This is a genomic window from Anaerobacillus sp. QJM3NY_32, assembly GCF_056173645.1.
Map to the genome: position 1 here is coordinate 2591479 of NZ_CM149684.1, position 16997 is coordinate 2608475.

18 protein-coding genes are annotated in these 16997 nt (G+C 38.6%); 6 read left to right on the top strand and 12 right to left on the bottom strand.

The genetic code is table 11. The annotated features are described in order from the left end of the window. Positions 1-113: 113 nt before the first annotated feature. Both AC0VYH_RS13625 and AC0VYH_RS13630 read right to left on the bottom strand, forming a co-directional pair. Positions 114-875, bottom strand: coding sequence for an anti-sigma factor (locus AC0VYH_RS13625; protein WP_430246060.1), 762 nt, complete (start codon positions 873-875; stop codon positions 114-116). Then, positions 859-1431: an RNA polymerase sigma factor gene (locus AC0VYH_RS13630; RefSeq protein WP_194222029.1), complete on the bottom strand. Its 573-nt coding sequence runs from the start codon at positions 1429-1431 to the stop codon at positions 859-861. The genes AC0VYH_RS13625 and AC0VYH_RS13630 overlap by 17 nt, the downstream gene beginning before the upstream one ends. 532 nt (positions 1432-1963) lie before the next feature. On the opposite strand from AC0VYH_RS13630, the gene fabL reads away from it, so the two are divergent. Then, the gene (gene fabL, locus AC0VYH_RS13635; protein WP_475372628.1) at positions 1964-2722 is read left to right on the top strand and encodes an enoyl-[acyl-carrier-protein] reductase FabL; all 759 of its coding nucleotides are present in this window, start codon (positions 1964-1966) and stop codon (positions 2720-2722) included. 109 nt (positions 2723-2831) lie between these two features. Here fabL and AC0VYH_RS13640 read toward each other — a convergent pair whose 3' ends face one another. Continuing rightward, complete coding sequence (locus AC0VYH_RS13640; protein WP_475373792.1) at positions 2832-3716, bottom strand: phosphatidate cytidylyltransferase; 885 nt, start codon at positions 3714-3716, stop codon at positions 2832-2834. A 99-nt stretch (positions 3717-3815) separates the two neighbouring features. Here AC0VYH_RS13640 and AC0VYH_RS13645 point away from each other — a divergent pair, with 99 nt between their 5' ends. Continuing rightward, the gene (locus AC0VYH_RS13645) at positions 3816-4370 is read left to right on the top strand and encodes a hypothetical protein (protein ID WP_475372629.1); all 555 of its coding nucleotides are present in this window, start codon (positions 3816-3818) and stop codon (positions 4368-4370) included. Between the two features lie 97 nt (positions 4371-4467). Here the strand turns inward: AC0VYH_RS13645 and AC0VYH_RS13650 are convergent, their stop codons facing one another. From AC0VYH_RS13650 to AC0VYH_RS13660, 3 genes are all read right to left on the bottom strand, one after another. Further along, positions 4468-5397 carry a manganese-dependent inorganic pyrophosphatase gene (locus tag AC0VYH_RS13650; RefSeq protein WP_475372630.1) on the bottom strand — a complete coding sequence of 310 codons (930 nt, stop codon included), beginning with the start codon at positions 5395-5397 and terminating at the stop codon, positions 4468-4470. Positions 5398-5545: 148 nt separating this feature from the next. After that, entirely contained in the window at positions 5546-6190 is a 645-nt protein-coding gene (locus AC0VYH_RS13655) for an SDR family oxidoreductase (RefSeq protein ID WP_430246052.1), read from the bottom strand. A 61-nt stretch (positions 6191-6251) separates the two neighbouring features. Continuing rightward, on the bottom strand, positions 6252-7427 hold the full coding sequence (locus tag AC0VYH_RS13660; protein WP_475372631.1) for an MFS transporter: 1176 nt from the start codon (positions 7425-7427) through the stop codon (positions 6252-6254). Positions 7428-7576: 149 nt separating this feature from the next. Here AC0VYH_RS13660 and AC0VYH_RS13665 point away from each other — a divergent pair, with 149 nt between their 5' ends. Next, positions 7577-8335: a TrmB family transcriptional regulator gene (locus AC0VYH_RS13665; RefSeq protein WP_430246048.1), complete on the top strand. Its 759-nt coding sequence runs from the start codon at positions 7577-7579 to the stop codon at positions 8333-8335. A gap of 219 nt (positions 8336-8554) precedes the next feature. Here AC0VYH_RS13665 and AC0VYH_RS13670 read toward each other — a convergent pair whose 3' ends face one another. Next, positions 8555-8860 (bottom strand): AbrB/MazE/SpoVT family DNA-binding domain-containing protein, encoded by a 306-nt coding sequence (locus AC0VYH_RS13670; RefSeq protein WP_194222036.1) that lies wholly within the window; start codon positions 8858-8860, stop codon positions 8555-8557. 378 nt (positions 8861-9238) lie between these two features. Here AC0VYH_RS13670 and AC0VYH_RS13675 point away from each other — a divergent pair, with 378 nt between their 5' ends. Together AC0VYH_RS13675 and AC0VYH_RS13680 are read left to right on the top strand one after the other, a co-directional pair. Further along, positions 9239-9691, top strand: a complete 453-nt coding sequence (locus AC0VYH_RS13675; protein WP_430246046.1) for a MarR family winged helix-turn-helix transcriptional regulator — start codon at positions 9239-9241, stop codon at positions 9689-9691. After that, a complete protein-coding gene (locus tag AC0VYH_RS13680; protein ID WP_475372632.1) occupies positions 9688-12330 on the top strand; it encodes an MMPL family transporter in 2643 nt (880 codons plus the stop codon). Before AC0VYH_RS13675 ends, AC0VYH_RS13680 begins: the two co-directional genes overlap by 4 nt. A gap of 83 nt (positions 12331-12413) precedes the next feature. Here the strand turns inward: AC0VYH_RS13680 and AC0VYH_RS13685 are convergent, their stop codons facing one another. From AC0VYH_RS13685 to AC0VYH_RS13705, 5 genes are all read right to left on the bottom strand, one after another. Further along, a complete protein-coding gene (locus AC0VYH_RS13685) occupies positions 12414-13343 on the bottom strand; it encodes an aminoglycoside phosphotransferase family protein (protein WP_475372633.1) in 930 nt (309 codons plus the stop codon). Positions 13344-13371: 28 nt separating this feature from the next. Further along, positions 13372-14745 (bottom strand): hypothetical protein, encoded by a 1374-nt coding sequence (locus tag AC0VYH_RS13690; protein ID WP_475365425.1) that lies wholly within the window; start codon positions 14743-14745, stop codon positions 13372-13374. A 313-nt stretch (positions 14746-15058) separates the two neighbouring features. Next, a complete protein-coding gene (locus tag AC0VYH_RS13695) occupies positions 15059-15517 on the bottom strand; it encodes an NUDIX hydrolase (RefSeq protein ID WP_430246036.1) in 459 nt (152 codons plus the stop codon). 17 nt (positions 15518-15534) lie between these two features. Further along, positions 15535-16098 (bottom strand): M15 family metallopeptidase, encoded by a 564-nt coding sequence (locus tag AC0VYH_RS13700; protein ID WP_475365427.1) that lies wholly within the window; start codon positions 16096-16098, stop codon positions 15535-15537. A gap of 36 nt (positions 16099-16134) precedes the next feature. Beyond that, on the bottom strand, positions 16135-16272 hold the full coding sequence (locus AC0VYH_RS13705; RefSeq protein ID WP_430246031.1) for a hypothetical protein: 138 nt from the start codon (positions 16270-16272) through the stop codon (positions 16135-16137). 147 nt (positions 16273-16419) lie between these two features. Here AC0VYH_RS13705 and AC0VYH_RS13710 point away from each other — a divergent pair, with 147 nt between their 5' ends. Beyond that, on the top strand, positions 16420-16959 hold the full coding sequence (locus AC0VYH_RS13710) for a P-loop NTPase family protein (RefSeq protein ID WP_475372634.1): 540 nt from the start codon (positions 16420-16422) through the stop codon (positions 16957-16959). Positions 16960-16997 lie beyond the last annotated feature (38 nt).

Genomic DNA, 16997 nt, shown 5'->3' on the forward strand with positions numbered 1-16997 from the left:
ACTAAAAACCCTTTCATATATTGTATTTGTTTTACGTTATATTCTATAATTCAGCCGTTCTCTATTATTATATAAAAAAAAGAGACGTATTTTACGTCTCTGCTTTTTGTGTTCTATAAACCTGAACTTAATATAATTTTCCCTTTAGGCGTTTCACTTGTATTGTCCGGTTCAAGGGTAATCGCGACAGCATCCCAGTCGTGCTCACCTTCATAATCTACCTGATAAGCTACCTCACCTTTTCCTTCCTGATTCGGAACAAAAGAGCCTGCGCGGTATGGTTTTTCATCTTCAAGTAACCAAACTTGATACACTTGATCACCTTGAACTCCTGATACATCGTTCACTTGTACCACTAAATTCATTTTACCATCTTCGTTCATAAGCGCTGCAGATCCTGCTGAAGCTTCTGCTTCAGTTGGCTGTAGTTGTACAGCTTTGATGAGAGATGAAATTTGTTCTGAATTATCTATCTCGCCATCAGATTCGTTTATATACGTATACAAATTTCCACCAAGGGAGAGAAAAAGTGCTGCTGCTAATGCGGGCGCTACCCACTTCCTCTGTCTTGATTTTCTTTCTGTCTGCAGATCTATTACTGTATTACTTTGTTTCTCTTCCGGATTTTCGACTTCATTGTTACCTACTTCTTCAGCATCGCTCTCAAACACACTTGTCAAAACACGATCTTTCATGCCAGCGGGTGGTTTTTCTGGTATAGAGAGATAAGGAAGGTCACCTGTCAATTCTTCCAGCTCCTTTAACTCCTCTCTGCACTCTTCACAAGATAAAAGGTGAGTTTCGAACTGTTCTTTCTCTTCTTCTGATAAGGTTTCATTAAAATAGTCAAGTAGTTGCTCACAATTTGCTTTCATCTGAGACCCCTCCTTTCTCTCTGAGACTGGTATTTAAATGTTTGAGCGCTAGCCGAATTCGGCCTTTCACAGTACCCAGAGGGAGGTCGAACTCTTCAGAGATCTTTTTGTGCGTCATTCCTTTAAAATAGAACATTTCAATTATTTTCTGTTGCTCATCTTTAAGTTTTGATACAGCTGTACGAAGTATCTGTCCTCGCTCTTTCCATTCAACCTGATCTTCCACTGAAGATTCATCGCTATGAAGAGAGTCTCGTTCATCCAGTTCAAAATCTGGCTCTTTTGATTGCTTGCGGAGCAAATCAATTGCCGTATGCCGCGTCATTGTAAGGAGCCAAGAAGAGAATTTCCCTTTGTCAGCACTATACTCGGCCTTCCCTTTCCATAGCTTTATGAACACTTCTTGCATAACTTCTTCTGCAAGTCCTCCATCTTTTACAATTCGATATGAGAAAGAATATAACAACTTTTCATATCGATCGTAAAGAGATGAGAGAGCTTCTTTATCCTTTGCCTGCACCTTAACATACAGCTCGGCATCGTTAAGTTCTCTCATATCATTCTCCTTTTCATCGCAACTGACGCTAGCCTGAAGAGGCAGGAAGCTTATGTATAGCTAACGTTACTCAGTCTACTTTGGATGTGTTTTTCATAAAAAATCATCTTACCAATCCACGAAAGCGCTTTTAGTTTATAATGCCTCCCCTAAAACAAAAGCTGCAATTATACATAATGTCTGTCTCCAACACTTCTCTCAAGTATTGGATCCCTAAACCAAGGAGACTCATCACATCCAGACTTTCCCTAAAAAAGTTTTCTCCAAATCAGCTCCCTAAATAAACAGTTTACTGGCAGTTTTGACCAAAACTGATTTTAATACTTTCACTTTCATCTCCATGCTCCACTCAACTATTTAGCATAATTTGTTTCTAGATGAAAGTATATCATAATTGTATTCTTTCCCAATGAATACACCCTCTACCTTAAAAGCTTTTCCTACCAATTCTCCTCAGTTTGATTTCACGAAACTTTTCACATGCTTCTTGTTCCTGTATGATAGGTTGGAGTAAATATTGAAGAGGTGACTTATGATGAGTAATAAAGTAGCGCTAATCACAGGCGGAACAAGAGGTATCGGTAAAGCAATAGCACGAAAATTTGCTTCCGAAGGCTACAACCTTGTTCTCAACTTTATGAGAAAGAAGAAAGATGCGGAACAAACAAAACAAGAATTAGAAAGCGAATATGGCATTACAGTACATATCGTTAAAGCAAATGTTGGTGAAGTGAAGCAAATCACTTCTTTATTTCATGAAACAGAAGAAACATTTGGTCGACTTGATGTATTTGTTAACAATGCCGCTTCAGGTGTTTTAAGACCTCTAATGGAAATAGAAGAAAGTCATTGGGATTGGACACAGAACATCAATGCTAAAGCATATCTATTTGCTGCACAAGAAGCCGCTAAAATCATGGAGAAAAATGGTGGAGGAGCGATTGTAGCCCTATCAAGTCTTGGATCAATCAGGGCACTTCCAAATTATGTTGCTGTTGGCGTATCTAAAGCATCCGTAGAAGCGATTACTCGCTATCTCGCTGTTGAATTATCACCAAAAGGAATTGTCGTGAACGCTGTTTCTGGTGGCGCTGTGGATACGGACGCACTTAAACATTTTCCAAACAGAGAAGAATTATTAGAATCTGCTAAGGAAAGAAATCCAGCTGGACGCCTTGTAGAGCCTACAGATATGGCAGATGCCGCTTATTTCTTAACAACTCCAGCAGCACGTATGATTCGTGGGCAAACGATTATTGTCGATGGTGGCTTATCTTTGCTAGGGGAATAAATGTAAAGCACGACCGCGGTATTTTCTGCTGTCGTGCTTTATTTTGTCGCCTTCTCAATAACGACAAGCTAAAATATTATTCCTCGCTGTATGAAACATGCTCTTTTACTTACATAAAATCAAAAAAGTACCGAATTACATGAAAGTAAACAGGTGATGTGTATGCAAGACTATCCACTCTATTTAAGTAATTTCCCTCCAAAGCTTTCATTCTTCGATCGTCACCAAGTAAGAGGTCCCTTTTCAGCACGGAAATTGTTAGACTACCAAGAAAGCCAGCGACGCTGATTAGTACTCCTGATAAAACTCCAAACAACGTACCAAAAGGGGTTAAATAAGGAAATAACGTATAGGCTAGTGCTGTTGTAACGATAATTGCGCATAAAAATCCTTCTAAGGTAAGATAAGGATTGGAGGATGGAACGACTTTACGCTTGCCTACATAAAGAGAAATGATGTAATGAACTGCATCATTTACCTGAGTTAGTAATACAAGAAATAACACTAAATTGGCTCCATAAATTGGGCTAGCTATTTGGAAATAGGCAAGGTGGCTTAGACCAAAAACCATTAGCATTAAACCCCATTGAGTCGAACTAACTGATCTTAGAAAACCTAGCGTCCCTTTTCCTATAATACGTGGAAGCGGTAGCAATAAGAAAACATAAACTGGTATAAACACAATGAACATTCCATACCAATCGATTAGGACCCAATAGAATTGGAGTGGGATAGCGACATAGGACCATAGAAAAATCCTTCTATCAGCTTTCCGAGTTTTCATCATTGAGTAATATTCTTTTAATGCGAAAAAGCTTAATATCATTAAAGAAAACAAGGAAACAATTGGGTTAAATAGTGTGGCAAGACAAAAAACAACAAACATGCCCCACCACGTTTTTACTTTTAACGATAGTCCCGTAAAGTCCTTGTTTGGCTGCTTATTCTTCGCAACAAGAAAAACAGCCTGTGCAAATAAAAGACCTATTAAAATAGTTGCCAATATCCATATTGTGCTTTCCAGAAGAGGTACCTCCTTATCAATCTATTTATGTATAATGAGAGTAAACGTCAAATGTATAAGGATGCCATGATGAGTCAAAAAATATATATTTTACTTTCTGATACCGGTACGCTCTTTACAAAATCGATTAAAAAATATACTAAAGCTCCTTACAATCATGCATCACTTGCCTTCGATGAAGAATTAAATGATATGTATAGCTTTGGAAGAAAAAAACCTGGCAATCCTCTAAATGGTGGATTTGTGAAAGAGGATGTCCTAACGGGAACATACCGTCGATACCCCAAGACGACATGTGTGATCTATGAACTCAACGTAACAGAACGTGATGTGCACAAAATGAAGCGCTTGCTAAAGATATTCATTCGAAACAAACAGCGATTTTTGTACAATATTCTCGGCGTTCTGGGGGTTTCAATAAATGAACCTATTGAGTTTAGTAATTCTTATTTTTGTTCTCAATTTGTTGCTGAAGTTCTTCATCGTTCCGGCATTCAACTTTGGGACAAGCTTCCAGCACTTGTCACTCCAGATGATTTTCGCAAATGCGAAAGGCTGTTACTAATTTACGAAGGGAAACTTTTTGATTATGAACCTATTAGAAAGCAGTTTCATAAATTCTGACGTGTATATTTAGTATGACTTTTATGGTGTTTTTTCACAATAAATGAATAAAACGTGGACAGATCCCCTTAGAATCTGTCCACGTTTGGAACGATCATTAAGCTGTAAACGTTTCTGTTAGAACAGGAACGATTTGTTTCTTACGAGAAACAACGCCTTCAAGTACAGCAAGGTTTTCAATTAATGTGACATCAAAAGCCTTCTCGACTTTATTTGCTTGTTTACCTAGTGCTAAAGCCGTTGAGTTATTTGTAAGAATGTCCGTTACAACAAGTAAGAAAAGATCAAGACCCTTAGCTTCGATCGTTTTCCTCATTTCCTCTTCAACCACATCCTGACGAGCAAGAACATCGAGAGTATCAACAACGTTAACTTGAGCTACTTCCACTTTAGAATCTCCCATACCAAATTCTTTCGCATCAAGAGAGATCAGTTCAGCAGGCGTTTTACTGCTCATATCCGCCCCAGCCTTAAGCATTTCAAGACCATATGTTTCGGCATTTACCCCCGCTATTTCAGCAAGTTCGCTAGCCGCAGCTATATCTTCCTCCGTACATGTTGGTGATTTGAAAAGAAGAGAGTCAGAAATGATCGCAGAAAGCATAAGACCAGCTATGTTTTTATCAACCTGAACATTCTTCTCTTTGTATAACTTATTTAGAATCGTTGCTGTACAACCAACCGGCTCTGCTCTGTAATAAACAGGATCAGCTGTTTCGAAGTTCGCAATGCGATGATGATCAATCACTTCTAGAATCCGAACATTTTCAATATCCTCAGCACTCTGTTGACGTTCGTTGTGGTCCACAAGAATAACCTCATTTGTTTCATTCGAAACGGTTTGAACCATTCGTGGAGCTTCCACATTAAATTGATCTAATGCGTATTGTGTTTCTCCATTGACTGCACCAAGGCGGACTGCCTCTACATTCATGCCAAGCTTCCTTTTTAAATCGGCATAAACGAGAGCAGAAGTGATCGTATCCGTATCAGGATTTTTATGTCCGAAAATCAATACTTTTTCCATAGTTAGACTCCTTTTAGATGAAAAGATTTATGTACTCAATACATATTGTAAAGATCTCTTACCGTAAACTCAACAGCATTTTGTATTCTTTAAATAAGAAAAAGTAAGGAAACCGATTCTTTCGCATAAAGAATCGGTCACCTTATTATTATAGAGATCCTATTGACTGAGTAATCAAGCTATCCCCACAAATCAAATCGAAAGATCGGCGAATCGTATTTTGCTTCATTAGTGTAGACACGATAACCTCAGCTACATCATCACGTGGAATCGATCCACGTCCTAGATTCTCAGCGATTGACACCTTGCCAGTTCCTTCTTCGTTTAAAAGACCACCTGGGCGCACAATAGTATAGTCCAATGAACTTGCTTCTAACGCTTTATCAGCGTAATGTTTTGCAGCGTAGTATGGCAATAATGCCTCACTCCAATTTTCTCTGTTGTGTGCTTGAAGTGCACTCAACATCACATAACGCTTAATGCCAAGTTTTTCAGCTGCTTCGATCGTTTTTACTGCTCCATCTAGATCTACTAATAATGTTTTATCTGATCCAGTACTTCCACCAGAACCAGCAGCAAAAATAACGGCGTCGCTCCCTTTCATAGCCTCAGAAATGGTATCGACTGAGTCTTCAAGACTCGCTACTACTGATTCAATTCCGCGGTTTGCTAATTCATCCGCCTGTTCTTTCTTTCGGACCATCGCCTTTAAGGAATGGTCTTTGTTATTATCAAGTAGATTAACAACTTTCTGACCTACCTGGCCGTTTGCTCCAATAACCAATACATTCATGAGTAAACTCTCCTTTTGGATTGTCTATCCATATTATTTCAAAATCAATTCTTAATCTCAACTAACCTGCTTGATTGTTCAATTGCGTTGACGCTTTCCTGCTATCTCTCTTCATAGAAAATACCGCGGCAGCAAGTGAAAGTAAAATAAAGGCACTTCCAACAGTGGCATTCATTTCAACTGAACTGTTTTCAATGACAAAAGCTCCAACCGAGGAGCCCAGTGCAATTCCGAGGTGAAGAGCAGAATTATTCAGGCTTTGTTGAATATCAGATGATTCTGGCGCAAGTTCAATTAAATAGCTTTGTTGTGCAGGTGTGATCCCCCAGCTCAGCATACTCCAAATTACCATTATGATAAGAAAGACCGGAAAGGAGAAAGTTGAAAAGGGAATAATAAACATTGCAACAGCAAAAACCATAATCGATATAAGTATTGTTGGTCTTGTTCCAAATCGATCTGAAGCCATTCCACCTAGTCCGCCCCCGGCAACTGCAGCCACTCCAAAGATCAGATAAACAATACTTACCCAACTTCCTGATAATCCAAGCGTTGTTTTGAGAAACGGCGTTAGATATCCATAAAGAGTTAGGTGACCTGTTAAAAACATTAAGGATGTTAACTGTGCTGAAAATACACGGCTATCTTTCAGGGTTTGTAGCTGTTTTCGAAGTGGAATCGCGGGTTTAGGCTGAATCTTCTCCATAAACAAGGTAACTCCCACCATTGATAACAGTGTGAGAACTAGGATTAAAATAAAAGGCGCTTTCCATCCGAAAGCATTTCCAAGCATTAATCCAATTGGCACTCCCAAAACTAGAGAAGCGCTAATCCCCATAAATACAACCCCTATAGCTCTTGCGCGATATTCCTGTTTTACTATATTTGAAGCAATAGTGACACATAGCACAACAAGAAGAGAACCACTTGCCGCCGAGATGATTCTCGCAGTCATTAACAGACTAAACGTTGTACTAATGACTGCGATTAGATTTCCTATTAAAAAAATAACGAGTGAGAATAGCATCAATTTTTTCCGTTCTATCTTTGCAGTTACAGAAAGTAGAACTGGACCCATTAATGCAAATACGATAGAGAAAACACTAATTAATAAACCTGTCTTCCCTAAACTTATTTGAAGATCTTCTGCTACAAGATCAAGAATTCCTCCTATAATTAATTCCACCATTCCTACTACAAATGAAACAATCGTAAGTAAGTAAACACGTTTATTCATTACCTCTTGCACCTCTCTTATTAAGTTACCACTAAAAGAGTAACTCTTTTTAGGATGGAAGGCAATAGGTAAATGAAGGACGCTTTTGACTGGTCAGTTGATGTGCTATCATTATAGAAAAGATTAGATGAAGCAAGGAGAATCGATAAATGCTGCAAGAGTTTGGATTTACTCAATATGAAAGTCAAGTCTATGAAGCACTGATTACAATAGATGAAGCACTGGATGCCACGGCTATTGTAAAACGTTCTGGTGTCCCTCGTTCCAAGGTTTATGACGTTATCCGTCGTATGATTGAGAAAGGGATGGTGTTAGAATCAACCACTGAGAAAAAAAGACTTTATACCGCTCTTCCAATTGATTCAGCGATTACCAAGCTTAAAAGTGATTTCAACGAAAATATTACACAATTAAAATCAATTCAAACTCGTAAGAAGCAAGCAGATGATCGCGTTTGGACACTTAAAGAAGATCAGTCGATTCATTCCCTTGTCTCAGAGTTACTTCAACAATCATCGAGCTCTATTATCTTTTCGGGCTGGGCCGATGATATCGAGCAACACCTCTCCTTGCTTGCGGAAAAAGAAGCTGAAGGCGTTATCGTTGAATTACATTCAATTGGAGAGATAGATTCTAATCTTAAAAATGTAACAACTTTAATTCCCGACAGCGCTCACCAAAAGTTAGAGCGGAGTCGTATTGTTATTGTAGATAATGAGGACGTTCTATTTGCCGGAATTGAAGATACAAGCTGGCAGGCCATTCACACCAAATCACGACCACTAGTTACCTTTTTCACAGAGTTCTTCTATCATGATATTGCATTAACTGAAATTACAAGAAAATTTGGGTCTTCAATGATGGAAGATCCTCATTTAAGAGAGCTATTATTGAAATTACGTTATTAGCCACGCTTATCTTTTTATCATTTTAACTTACATTAGTAGAAAAGTTCCCGCGCTATCCTATATGATCTTTATAAAGAATCTCAATTGTTAGAAGGTATATTAGCTTATATGATAACCCCCCCAAATTTTCAGCTATTCTATTGGATATCCAACAACTTTCATTAACTTACTGTTAACAAAAAACACCCTTCTCCTTTGGAAGGGTGTTACAGATAACACTTATTTCGCTTTAAGTATTTCCTCATTTTTCTTTCCTAACTTCATTTCCAATTCTTCTCTCAGAAGCGCCATTCCTTCTGGACTAAGAACAATGTTTCCATTTCCAAATGTTTGATTTTCGTCTAATATCTCTCCAGTAACCATACATGCCATATCTGCCTGATACTTTTGTAAGACCACCCTGTTTTCACTTGTGAAGATTTCAATTGGATCTTTCACGTTAATATCTAAAGTTCGTCGGAGTTCTTTTGGAATGACAATTCGGCCTAGTTCATCAATTTTTCTAACAACACCAGTACTCTTCATTCTCATTCCTCCCTTTCGTTTTAGCGAACAAGCGATGGTTTCTTTAATCATAATACCGCCGATCGTATTATGCAATACATATTGTGCCAAAATTCTGCAAATTTACATTTTATTTTATCATTTGGTAGATTTCTCGTGTATTGAAAAAGAAAATCAGTGAACAGAAACAGAATTTCAACATACCCTACTGATCTTATTGAAAGTTATTTAAAATGAGACCTATTCTTCCGCTCCACCTTATCGTTAACTTAAAACGTTATCTTGAAATACTCCCTTTCACTGACCTTCACACTTCATGCGTATTAAATAGTTGCAAAAACCATAGTTTAGAGGGTAAACTAATAATGTTTAGAGGGTAAACTAGTGGAGGAATGGTAAATGAATAAGAAGTTATGTGAAGCCGTTGAGCTTTTCGAAGAAGTAATCATGTATGGAACAGAACGAATTATTCGTTCTTTTGAGCATCAACTATTTGAAGAATATTCTTCAGAGCAGCTTCAGATGCTTCAAATTATTTCTAAATCAGGTCGTATTTCACCTGGGAAGCTCGCTTCTTTACAAGGCGTTCACAAAAGCGCTATTTCAAACCGTTATAAAAAACTTGAGATGAAAGGACTTGTGGTCACAGTTGATTCCGAAGAGGACCTAAGAGGGAAATCGATTACGCTTACTGAAAAAGGAAATGACGTAGTCGACTTATTTGATAAAGTGATCTATGAACATGTCGAGAATATTGTTTTAAACGATTTTCATGAAGAGGAAATCGACGAATTCCTTCGTATTTTCCGCAAGTTAAGTTCAATTTTAAAAGCAGAAGGAGATGCAAAATGAGACAAATTTTAAAATTCAAATGGCCAATTGCCATTGCACTTATTGCTCTAACAGCCGTACTATTTGTTTTATCCCCTAACCTTACGAAACAGGCTGAAGATGCTGGAACCTTTCAATTACCTGAAAATGCAGATTCGAAAATAGCCGCAGACATTCTTGAGGAAGCTGGTGCGGGCGATGAAACCATTTCACTTGTCTTTACCTTCAATGAACCAGTAAATGAGGACTCTAAAGAAAAAGTTTCTTCAATTGCAAAAGAAATTGCTGAAGAAGGTTCACTCATAAAAGAAGTACTTGATCCATTTGAAAGTGAAGAGATGTCTGATCAACTTGTTTCAGATGACGAACAAACCATTCTTCTTCCCATTACAGTCGATGGAACAGACGATGAAGTGAATGAACTCGCCAATCATATTCGTCAGGATCTAATTCCAGACAATACGACCGCTTACCTTACAGGTGAATCCATTATTAATCACGATGTGAATGAAAGTGCTCAAAAAGGACTTGAACGTACTGAAATCATTACTGTTGTGTTGATTTTCGTTCTACTATTGGCCGTTTTTCGTTCGATTACAACCCCTTTCATTCCTTTACTTGCAGTAGGGGTTACGTATCTCTTAAGTCAATCAATCGTAGCCTTTTTAATTGATTGGATCGGCTTTCCTGTATCCAACTATACTCAGATTTTTCTCGTTGCCGTCCTGTTCGGGATTGGAACAGACTATTGTATCCTCCTCTTAAGCAGGTATAAAGAAGAATTAACTGAAGGGCATTCTGTAGAAGATGCGATTGTGAATACGTACAAAACAGCAGGCCGTACCTTATTAATTAGTGGATTAGCTGTATTCATCGGTTTCGCAGCGATTGGCTTTGCAGACTTCCCGATATTTAAATCAGCTGTTGGGGTTGCTGTAGGAATCGCGATTCTTATGCTCGTCCTCTTTACGCTTGTGCCATTCTTTATGGCCTTATTAAAAGATAAGTTGTTCTGGCCTTCAAAGAAATCAGCGTCCCACAAAGATAGTAAACTGTGGACTTCGTTCGGTCGTTTCTCTATTAACAAGCCCATTTGGTCTATGCTCGTTGTCGCTGTTATTATGGTTCCACTACTTTTCACTTACGACGATCAACTGTCGTTTAATACAGTAAACGAGATTGGTAGTGACTATGAATCTGTTAAAGGACTAGATGCAATTGAGGAAGGGTTCGGCCAAGGTGATTCACTTCCGGTTAAAGTGATCATTCAGCAGGATCAAGATATTGTTACAGAAGATTATCTTCCTTATATCGAAACAATTAGTAAAGAAATTGAGAAAAATGATAACGTTGATTCCGTTAGGTCCATTACAAGACCAGCAGGAGATGTGATTGATGATCTTTATGTTGATTCACAACTTGCACAAGTTGGGGATGGGCTCAACGAAGCAACGAATGGCATCGATGATGTTCAAAACGGCCTAACCGAAGTTCAAAATGGATTGGATAGTATTAGTAACCAAATTCCTTCTAGCAGTAATGCTGGTGGACTTGAAGAAGCCGTAAGTGGACTGGGGCAAATTAACGATCAACTTGGCTCTATTTCCGCAGGGCTTCAACAATCGCAAAATGTTGCTGCTGCTTCCGAACAGCTTGGGCAGGTGCAACAACAGCTCGGACAAATCCAACAGGGCCTCGCTGGCGCCTCTTCGGATCTACAAGGTCAGGCTGGTCAGGCGTCTGAGCTAAGCGGTGGCATTACTGAACTATCTAAAGGTGTGGGTTCATCCATTGATGGTCTTGATGAAATAAAGAACGGCTTACAAGATGCTGCAGACATCGTGACCGATATGGGTAATTCGAAAGCTCTTCGGGATACAGGTGTATTTATTCCAGATGGAACCCTTGAAGACGAAGAATTTGAGCCTGCCATCGATCGCTATGCCTTCGATGAACAAAAAGCGGTAACACTTGAAGTTATTTTAAAGAAAGATCCTTATTCTACGGAAGCTATTGATACTGTAAGAGAAATTAAAGAAACAGTATCACGAACGATTGACGGTACGCCGCTTGAAGATGCAACTGTCGCTTATAACGGCGTAGCAAGTATTAACAGTGACCTATCTGACATTTCAACAAGTGATTTTACTAGAACAGTCATTATCATGCTTGTCGGTTTGTTTATTATTCTAACAATCCTTTTCCGCTCCATGATCATGCCACTTGTTATGATTGGTTCGCTGTTACTCACATACTTTACGTCAATGGCGATATCGGAGTTAATCTTTATTAACCTACTAGGCTATGATGGCATCACATGGGCAGTTCCATTCTTTGGATTTGTAATGTTAATTGCACTAGGTGTCGACTACTCCATCTTCCTACTCGACCGTTTTAACGAAGAAGCTTCCATTGGGATTAGGGAAGCAATGCATCGCTCTATGGCAAAAATGGGTACGGTAGTCATCACGGCCGCTATTATCCTAGCCGGTACATTCGGGGCCATGATGCCTTCAGGCGTTCTTAGCTTAATGCAAATTGCGACCATTGTCATTACTGGCTTACTTCTTTACGGCCTAATCGTTCTACCACTTCTAATTCCTGCTGTTGTTGTCTCATTCGGTAAAGGAATTTGGTGGCCTTTTAAACCTAAAAAATAATCATTCACATTTTCATCGATCAAAAAGGCTCAGAGCGTATCGCTCTGAGCCTTTTAAATAGAAGCAACATTGTGTATCACTACTTAATCTACATAACACCCTATTTCAATTCCATAATATTCAAAATATAGTCTCTCAAAAATAGAAATCATCCTATAAAAACAGCTATTATAACTCATGCCTTCGACTGTCCACACTGTCGCGAGTACGGTATGACAATATCCCCACAAAAAGAGTCGCTCTAGATTCAAGTTCAGTTCATTTGTTAAAATTTCTATCCGCTTTTTCGTTACTTCATAAACCCCTTTATCAGGAAGACGATTTAAAAGAAATTGGATCAAATCATACTCTACTTCACCGATTAATCCCTTTGGATCAATCGCAACCCAATCTCCCTGTTCTGATGCCAGTACATTATAATGATGAAAGTCTCCATGAAGCAACTTATATTGAGCGATTGTTTGATTCAGCTTAGCAAAAATGCTTAGTGCATTTACGAGAACATGTTGGGAAAGCGGACCGTATCCTTTCTCATTACGATTGACCGTATCTCGAAGCTCCTCTTCCCTTGCTCTCGTCGTTTGAATTCGAGTGTTTCTTGGAGCAGGAAAGGATAGCCTTCTAACAACTTGCGCTGCTAAATAACAGGCTGTTTCGTCGTCCTCTATTTCAGCTAACGTATATCCAGGTGACAATTTCTCTAAAATGAGAATTCCTTTTCCTGGTTCATAGTCAAGAACTTGCACCATCCCCTGATGTTTAAATAAACGTAGTGATTCTAGCTCATTAAGAAAGTCAGCTCCTGGTATACAAATTTTCACCACTATTTCTTTTCCGTTCCTAAGCTTAGCAGGAGCAACATAATTAATAGAGAGACGGTAAGGTTTTTCCATTTTCATTGACCATTTTTCTTCACAGTAATGGATGATTCCAGGTAACTCCTGTAGCCATGCTTCTCCTTCTTCCTTAAAATAAAGACGAACCGATTGCACAAACTGCTTTTGAAACTTCACCTTGCACCTCCTATTCTTCACAATGATTCTAGTAAAGAAATAAAGTGAGATAAGCGATCAAAACGCCAATAAAGCCACACATCAAACTATATGGGATGTTTTTTAAGACGATTTTATATGGATTCATTTTTAATCCAACTGAAGTGAGTGTAACAATAAGCCCATAAGGAGCCGAAGGAACGGTAGCAATCGCGCTACTTGCAAGCAGGAGGGTTAACGTCACAGAAGGAAAAGTGTTTAATAATAGTTCACTTACCCCACCAAAGATTCCCATTGTTGCAATGGGATGGACACCTAATAGTGTCATGATAAGAAAAGTTGCCTGAATGAAAAGCATGATAAAAACTTGATGCCCTTCTAATGCCACAAGAGGGTCCTGTAAATACCGTAAGTACGGAGAACCATTTAACGTTTCTGTAAAAAAAGAGAGTGTTAGTAGTAAGACAATAAAATTATGTAAATGATTGGTTTGTCTTTTCCAAGTTGGCCAGCCAATTTTAAGGAAGCTTCTTTTTCGTTTCAGGAGTACCGCCCAAATGTAAGCAAACGGGAACAGAGCGATCGTTACAGCAAACAAAAAGTTAAACTGAACAACATTGGTTAAAAATACAACAACGACTAAGAACAGTACAAGCGCCAGAATAAATTGAATTAACTTCTTCCGACTCCCTCTTCTCAAATTCGTAGAAGCCCCAGTTTCTTCAACGACTTCGTTTCGAAAGATGATTTTTCCAATACTCGAATCGATCGCAAAACCAAGAAAAGCAATAAGTAACATCCATGGTAATACTTCTAAATAATTGGCATTCGTAATGAAAATTGAAGTAGCTAACAATATTTCTAACGGACTCCATAACAGAGCAAGTGAGTATCCTCTCAAAGTAGACCTTGCTATAAAGCTATTTCTAACGTTTGTGTTAGCATTCTTCAACTGTTTTTTTAATAGGTCTTGAGAAATGGTAGCGGACGATAGATTTAAAAATGCAGCGAGAGAAACCATAGTCGCTTCTCCACGCACATATAATTCTCCCATCCCTTTCACATTGCCACCAAGTAACGTTTGTAGTAGCTTATTATATCTCCCCGCTTTAACAACGGTATTCATCCATGGAAGCATCGATATAAGAAAAAGCAATCCTATATTCCCCGCAAAAAAGGAGGGGATTTTTGTGATAGACTCATTGCTAGATAAGTAGAAAACTGCCCCCGCGGATAGAAGGATGATGCCAAGTATTTTAAATACACGATCGGCTTCCTTAAAATTAATGACAATCATTACAATTGCAAACAAGCCAATTACGGTATAAAGGGAAGAATTAGACCAGAAAAGGTAAATCACATCCAATAGAAAAACAAATAAATAAAATACATACAAATACTGAGTAAAATTACGGTTCCACATGATATTCTCCTATCCAATAGCGAACGGCAAAAGGTTAAGTTCGTCTACTTCCCTGTTGTTTGGTTGCTGTTCTTATCCTATCGATAACAGCTGGAATTTTCAAGAATTTAGAAGGTTTCAACCGCTAAGAGTTTTATGTCTCATCATTTACATCTCCATTTGAGAGAGATTTACACTCACTCTCTTTCAAGCACTCTTAGCAAAAAAAAGTACCGCCCGATTTAACGGACGGTACAAAAGGGGGAAAATTATGTTAGTTTGAATTTACCCCTTCTCCAAATACCTAAACCTCTTTTTTAAAAAATCCTTACTATTATTTTTTTCGTTCGAAGTTAGCCTGTTTAATGAACTCCTGTGTTTCAGGGTGCTTAAGCATGAGCAATAACTCTTTTTCACCAACAAAACGTAACTGATCAATTTCCTTATCAAGCGGACTAAGATCCTGTTCATCCCCCTCGTACTCATAGTGAAACATGGTGGTAACCTGGTTGTGATAGCCAATTTTATTTTGAACCTCAGCTGGAAATTCAAATGTGATCGATTCATCAAACTTTTTCATCAGCTTGTATTTTATTGATCCAGTTTCCTCTAGCAATTCTCTTCTAATCGAAGCTTCAACGTCTCTATCCTCGTCTTCTACTCCACCTTTAACGAAATCCCACGTTTCACCCTGAGACTCTTGTCCCGCTTTGGTATTCAGCTTTGTTTTATGAACGATCAAAAAACGGTGCTTATACGTTACGATAGCCCCCACAGCCTGTCTTGTTCTCATAACCACATCACTCCAAGCTAGTTTGTCGCATATTCACTCTCATCTGGCCTATGACCATTCTTTAACTCTCGCATTGTGAAACCAAAATCCATTTGAAGATGAGGGTAATCTTTGAAGCTACTCCAATCGCCTCCCCATTCAAAACCAAGGTCTTTCGCCATAGCAACAACCTCCATCCAATCTGACTTCCCGTTGCCATTATCGTCTCGCTCCATATCCCAAACGACGTCACCATCATCTAACTTTAATGCAAAATCAATTGCTAGTCCGTAGTTATGATAGGAACCGCCGCCCGCTACGTTCGTCACCACCTGGCCCCCAGTAGAACGTCCCTTTTCATAAAGAGCATCCTGTTCTTCTTTCGTTCGATGCCCAGCAGTTATCACAATTTCTATTCCAGCTTCAGCAGCTCGATTCATCAACGCCTTTTTTGCTTCATTAACCTTTGGGTGAAGATCAGTTGGTAAGGGCACATCCTTCTTTATGAATTGTCTTTCAAGATCATCACTTATATAGATACAAAAGATACCGACTCCTATTATAAAAAGGAAGGTTATAAGTTTTTTCGATCGTCGTTTCATAACAAAACCTCCCACATTACTAATCTTGTCATTTGATCATAACATAGCAATCTGACATAGGTTAATACGGACGTTCGCTTCATGAAGCGACTTGTCTGTAATACCTGCGCCACAAGGAAGATTTTCTTTAACAAGCTGTTTTGCTAAAGAAATAATGGTTTGTAAGCTGCTCAACTTTTTGCCTTCTTCACATTTTTTTGGGTTTTCGATCCATTCGATAAACAAATGTCCTCTTCTGCTCTTCATCATTTTTTAGGCCTGTTTGCTTACGTTAATTTTTGGTAAACTTTAGTAGTGTATAATAATGGAAGGAGCGAGGATATGAACCGAATTATGGTAATGGGATCTTCCGGCGGGGCGGGTAAATCCACCTTCGCCCGTCGGCTTGGTGAAATTCTAGATCTGAAAGTTTTTCATCTTGATACCCTTTTCTGGAAGCCCAATTGGGTGGAAACTAGTCTTGACGAATTCCGTGATACCCAGGAAAAGATTGCTATGACTGAAAAATGGATCATGGAAGGGAATTATAGCAATTCTTACGATATTCGGGTTGCACGAGCTGATACGATTATTTACTTAGATGTTCCGAGATTGCTTTGCATTTACAGGGTGCTAAAACGATGGGTCACTCATATCGGGCAAACTCGTCCTGATATGGGCAAAGGGTGTAAAGAGAAAGTGGATTGGTCTTTTTTAACTTTCATTTGGACGACCTATTATCCTCGTAAAGAAAAAATGAGAAGTAGATTCGAACAGTTAGAACAAACTTCCCCCGATAAAACCATAATACATTTAAAAAACAAAGCAGATATCGCTAATTTTCTTCATGAACTTCATTCAAAGCATACAATTTTGTCATAAGCCATGATAAGATAAGGTGCAGTATGTTTGAATTGGAA

Coding starts and splice junctions, on each gene's coding strand:
- AC0VYH_RS13625 (WP_430246060.1), bottom strand. CDS start 875: ATGAAAGCAAATTGTGAGCAACTACTTGACTATTTTAATGAAACCTTA.
- AC0VYH_RS13630 (WP_194222029.1), bottom strand. CDS start 1,431: ATGAGAGAACTTAACGATGCCGAGCTGTATGTTAAGGTGCAGGCAAAG.
- fabL (WP_475372628.1), top strand. CDS start 1,964: ATGATGAGTAATAAAGTAGCGCTAATCACAGGCGGAACAAGAGGTATC.
- AC0VYH_RS13645 (WP_475372629.1), top strand. CDS start 3,816: ATGAGTCAAAAAATATATATTTTACTTTCTGATACCGGTACGCTCTTT.
- AC0VYH_RS13650 (WP_475372630.1), bottom strand. CDS start 5,397: ATGGAAAAAGTATTGATTTTCGGACATAAAAATCCTGATACGGATACG.
- AC0VYH_RS13655 (WP_430246052.1), bottom strand. CDS start 6,190: ATGAATGTATTGGTTATTGGAGCAAACGGCCAGGTAGGTCAGAAAGTT.
- AC0VYH_RS13660 (WP_475372631.1), bottom strand. CDS start 7,427: ATGAATAAACGTGTTTACTTACTTACGATTGTTTCATTTGTAGTAGGA.
- AC0VYH_RS13665 (WP_430246048.1), top strand. CDS start 7,577: ATGCTGCAAGAGTTTGGATTTACTCAATATGAAAGTCAAGTCTATGAA.
- AC0VYH_RS13670 (WP_194222036.1), bottom strand. CDS start 8,860: ATGAAGAGTACTGGTGTTGTTAGAAAAATTGATGAACTAGGCCGAATT.
- AC0VYH_RS13675 (WP_430246046.1), top strand. CDS start 9,239: ATGAATAAGAAGTTATGTGAAGCCGTTGAGCTTTTCGAAGAAGTAATC.
- AC0VYH_RS13680 (WP_475372632.1), top strand. CDS start 9,688: ATGAGACAAATTTTAAAATTCAAATGGCCAATTGCCATTGCACTTATT.
- AC0VYH_RS13690 (WP_475365425.1), bottom strand. CDS start 14,745: ATGTGGAACCGTAATTTTACTCAGTATTTGTATGTATTTTATTTATTT.
- AC0VYH_RS13695 (WP_430246036.1), bottom strand. CDS start 15,517: ATGAGAACAAGACAGGCTGTGGGGGCTATCGTAACGTATAAGCACCGT.
- AC0VYH_RS13700 (WP_475365427.1), bottom strand. CDS start 16,098: ATGAAACGACGATCGAAAAAACTTATAACCTTCCTTTTTATAATAGGA.
- AC0VYH_RS13710 (WP_475372634.1), top strand. CDS start 16,420: ATGAACCGAATTATGGTAATGGGATCTTCCGGCGGGGCGGGTAAATCC.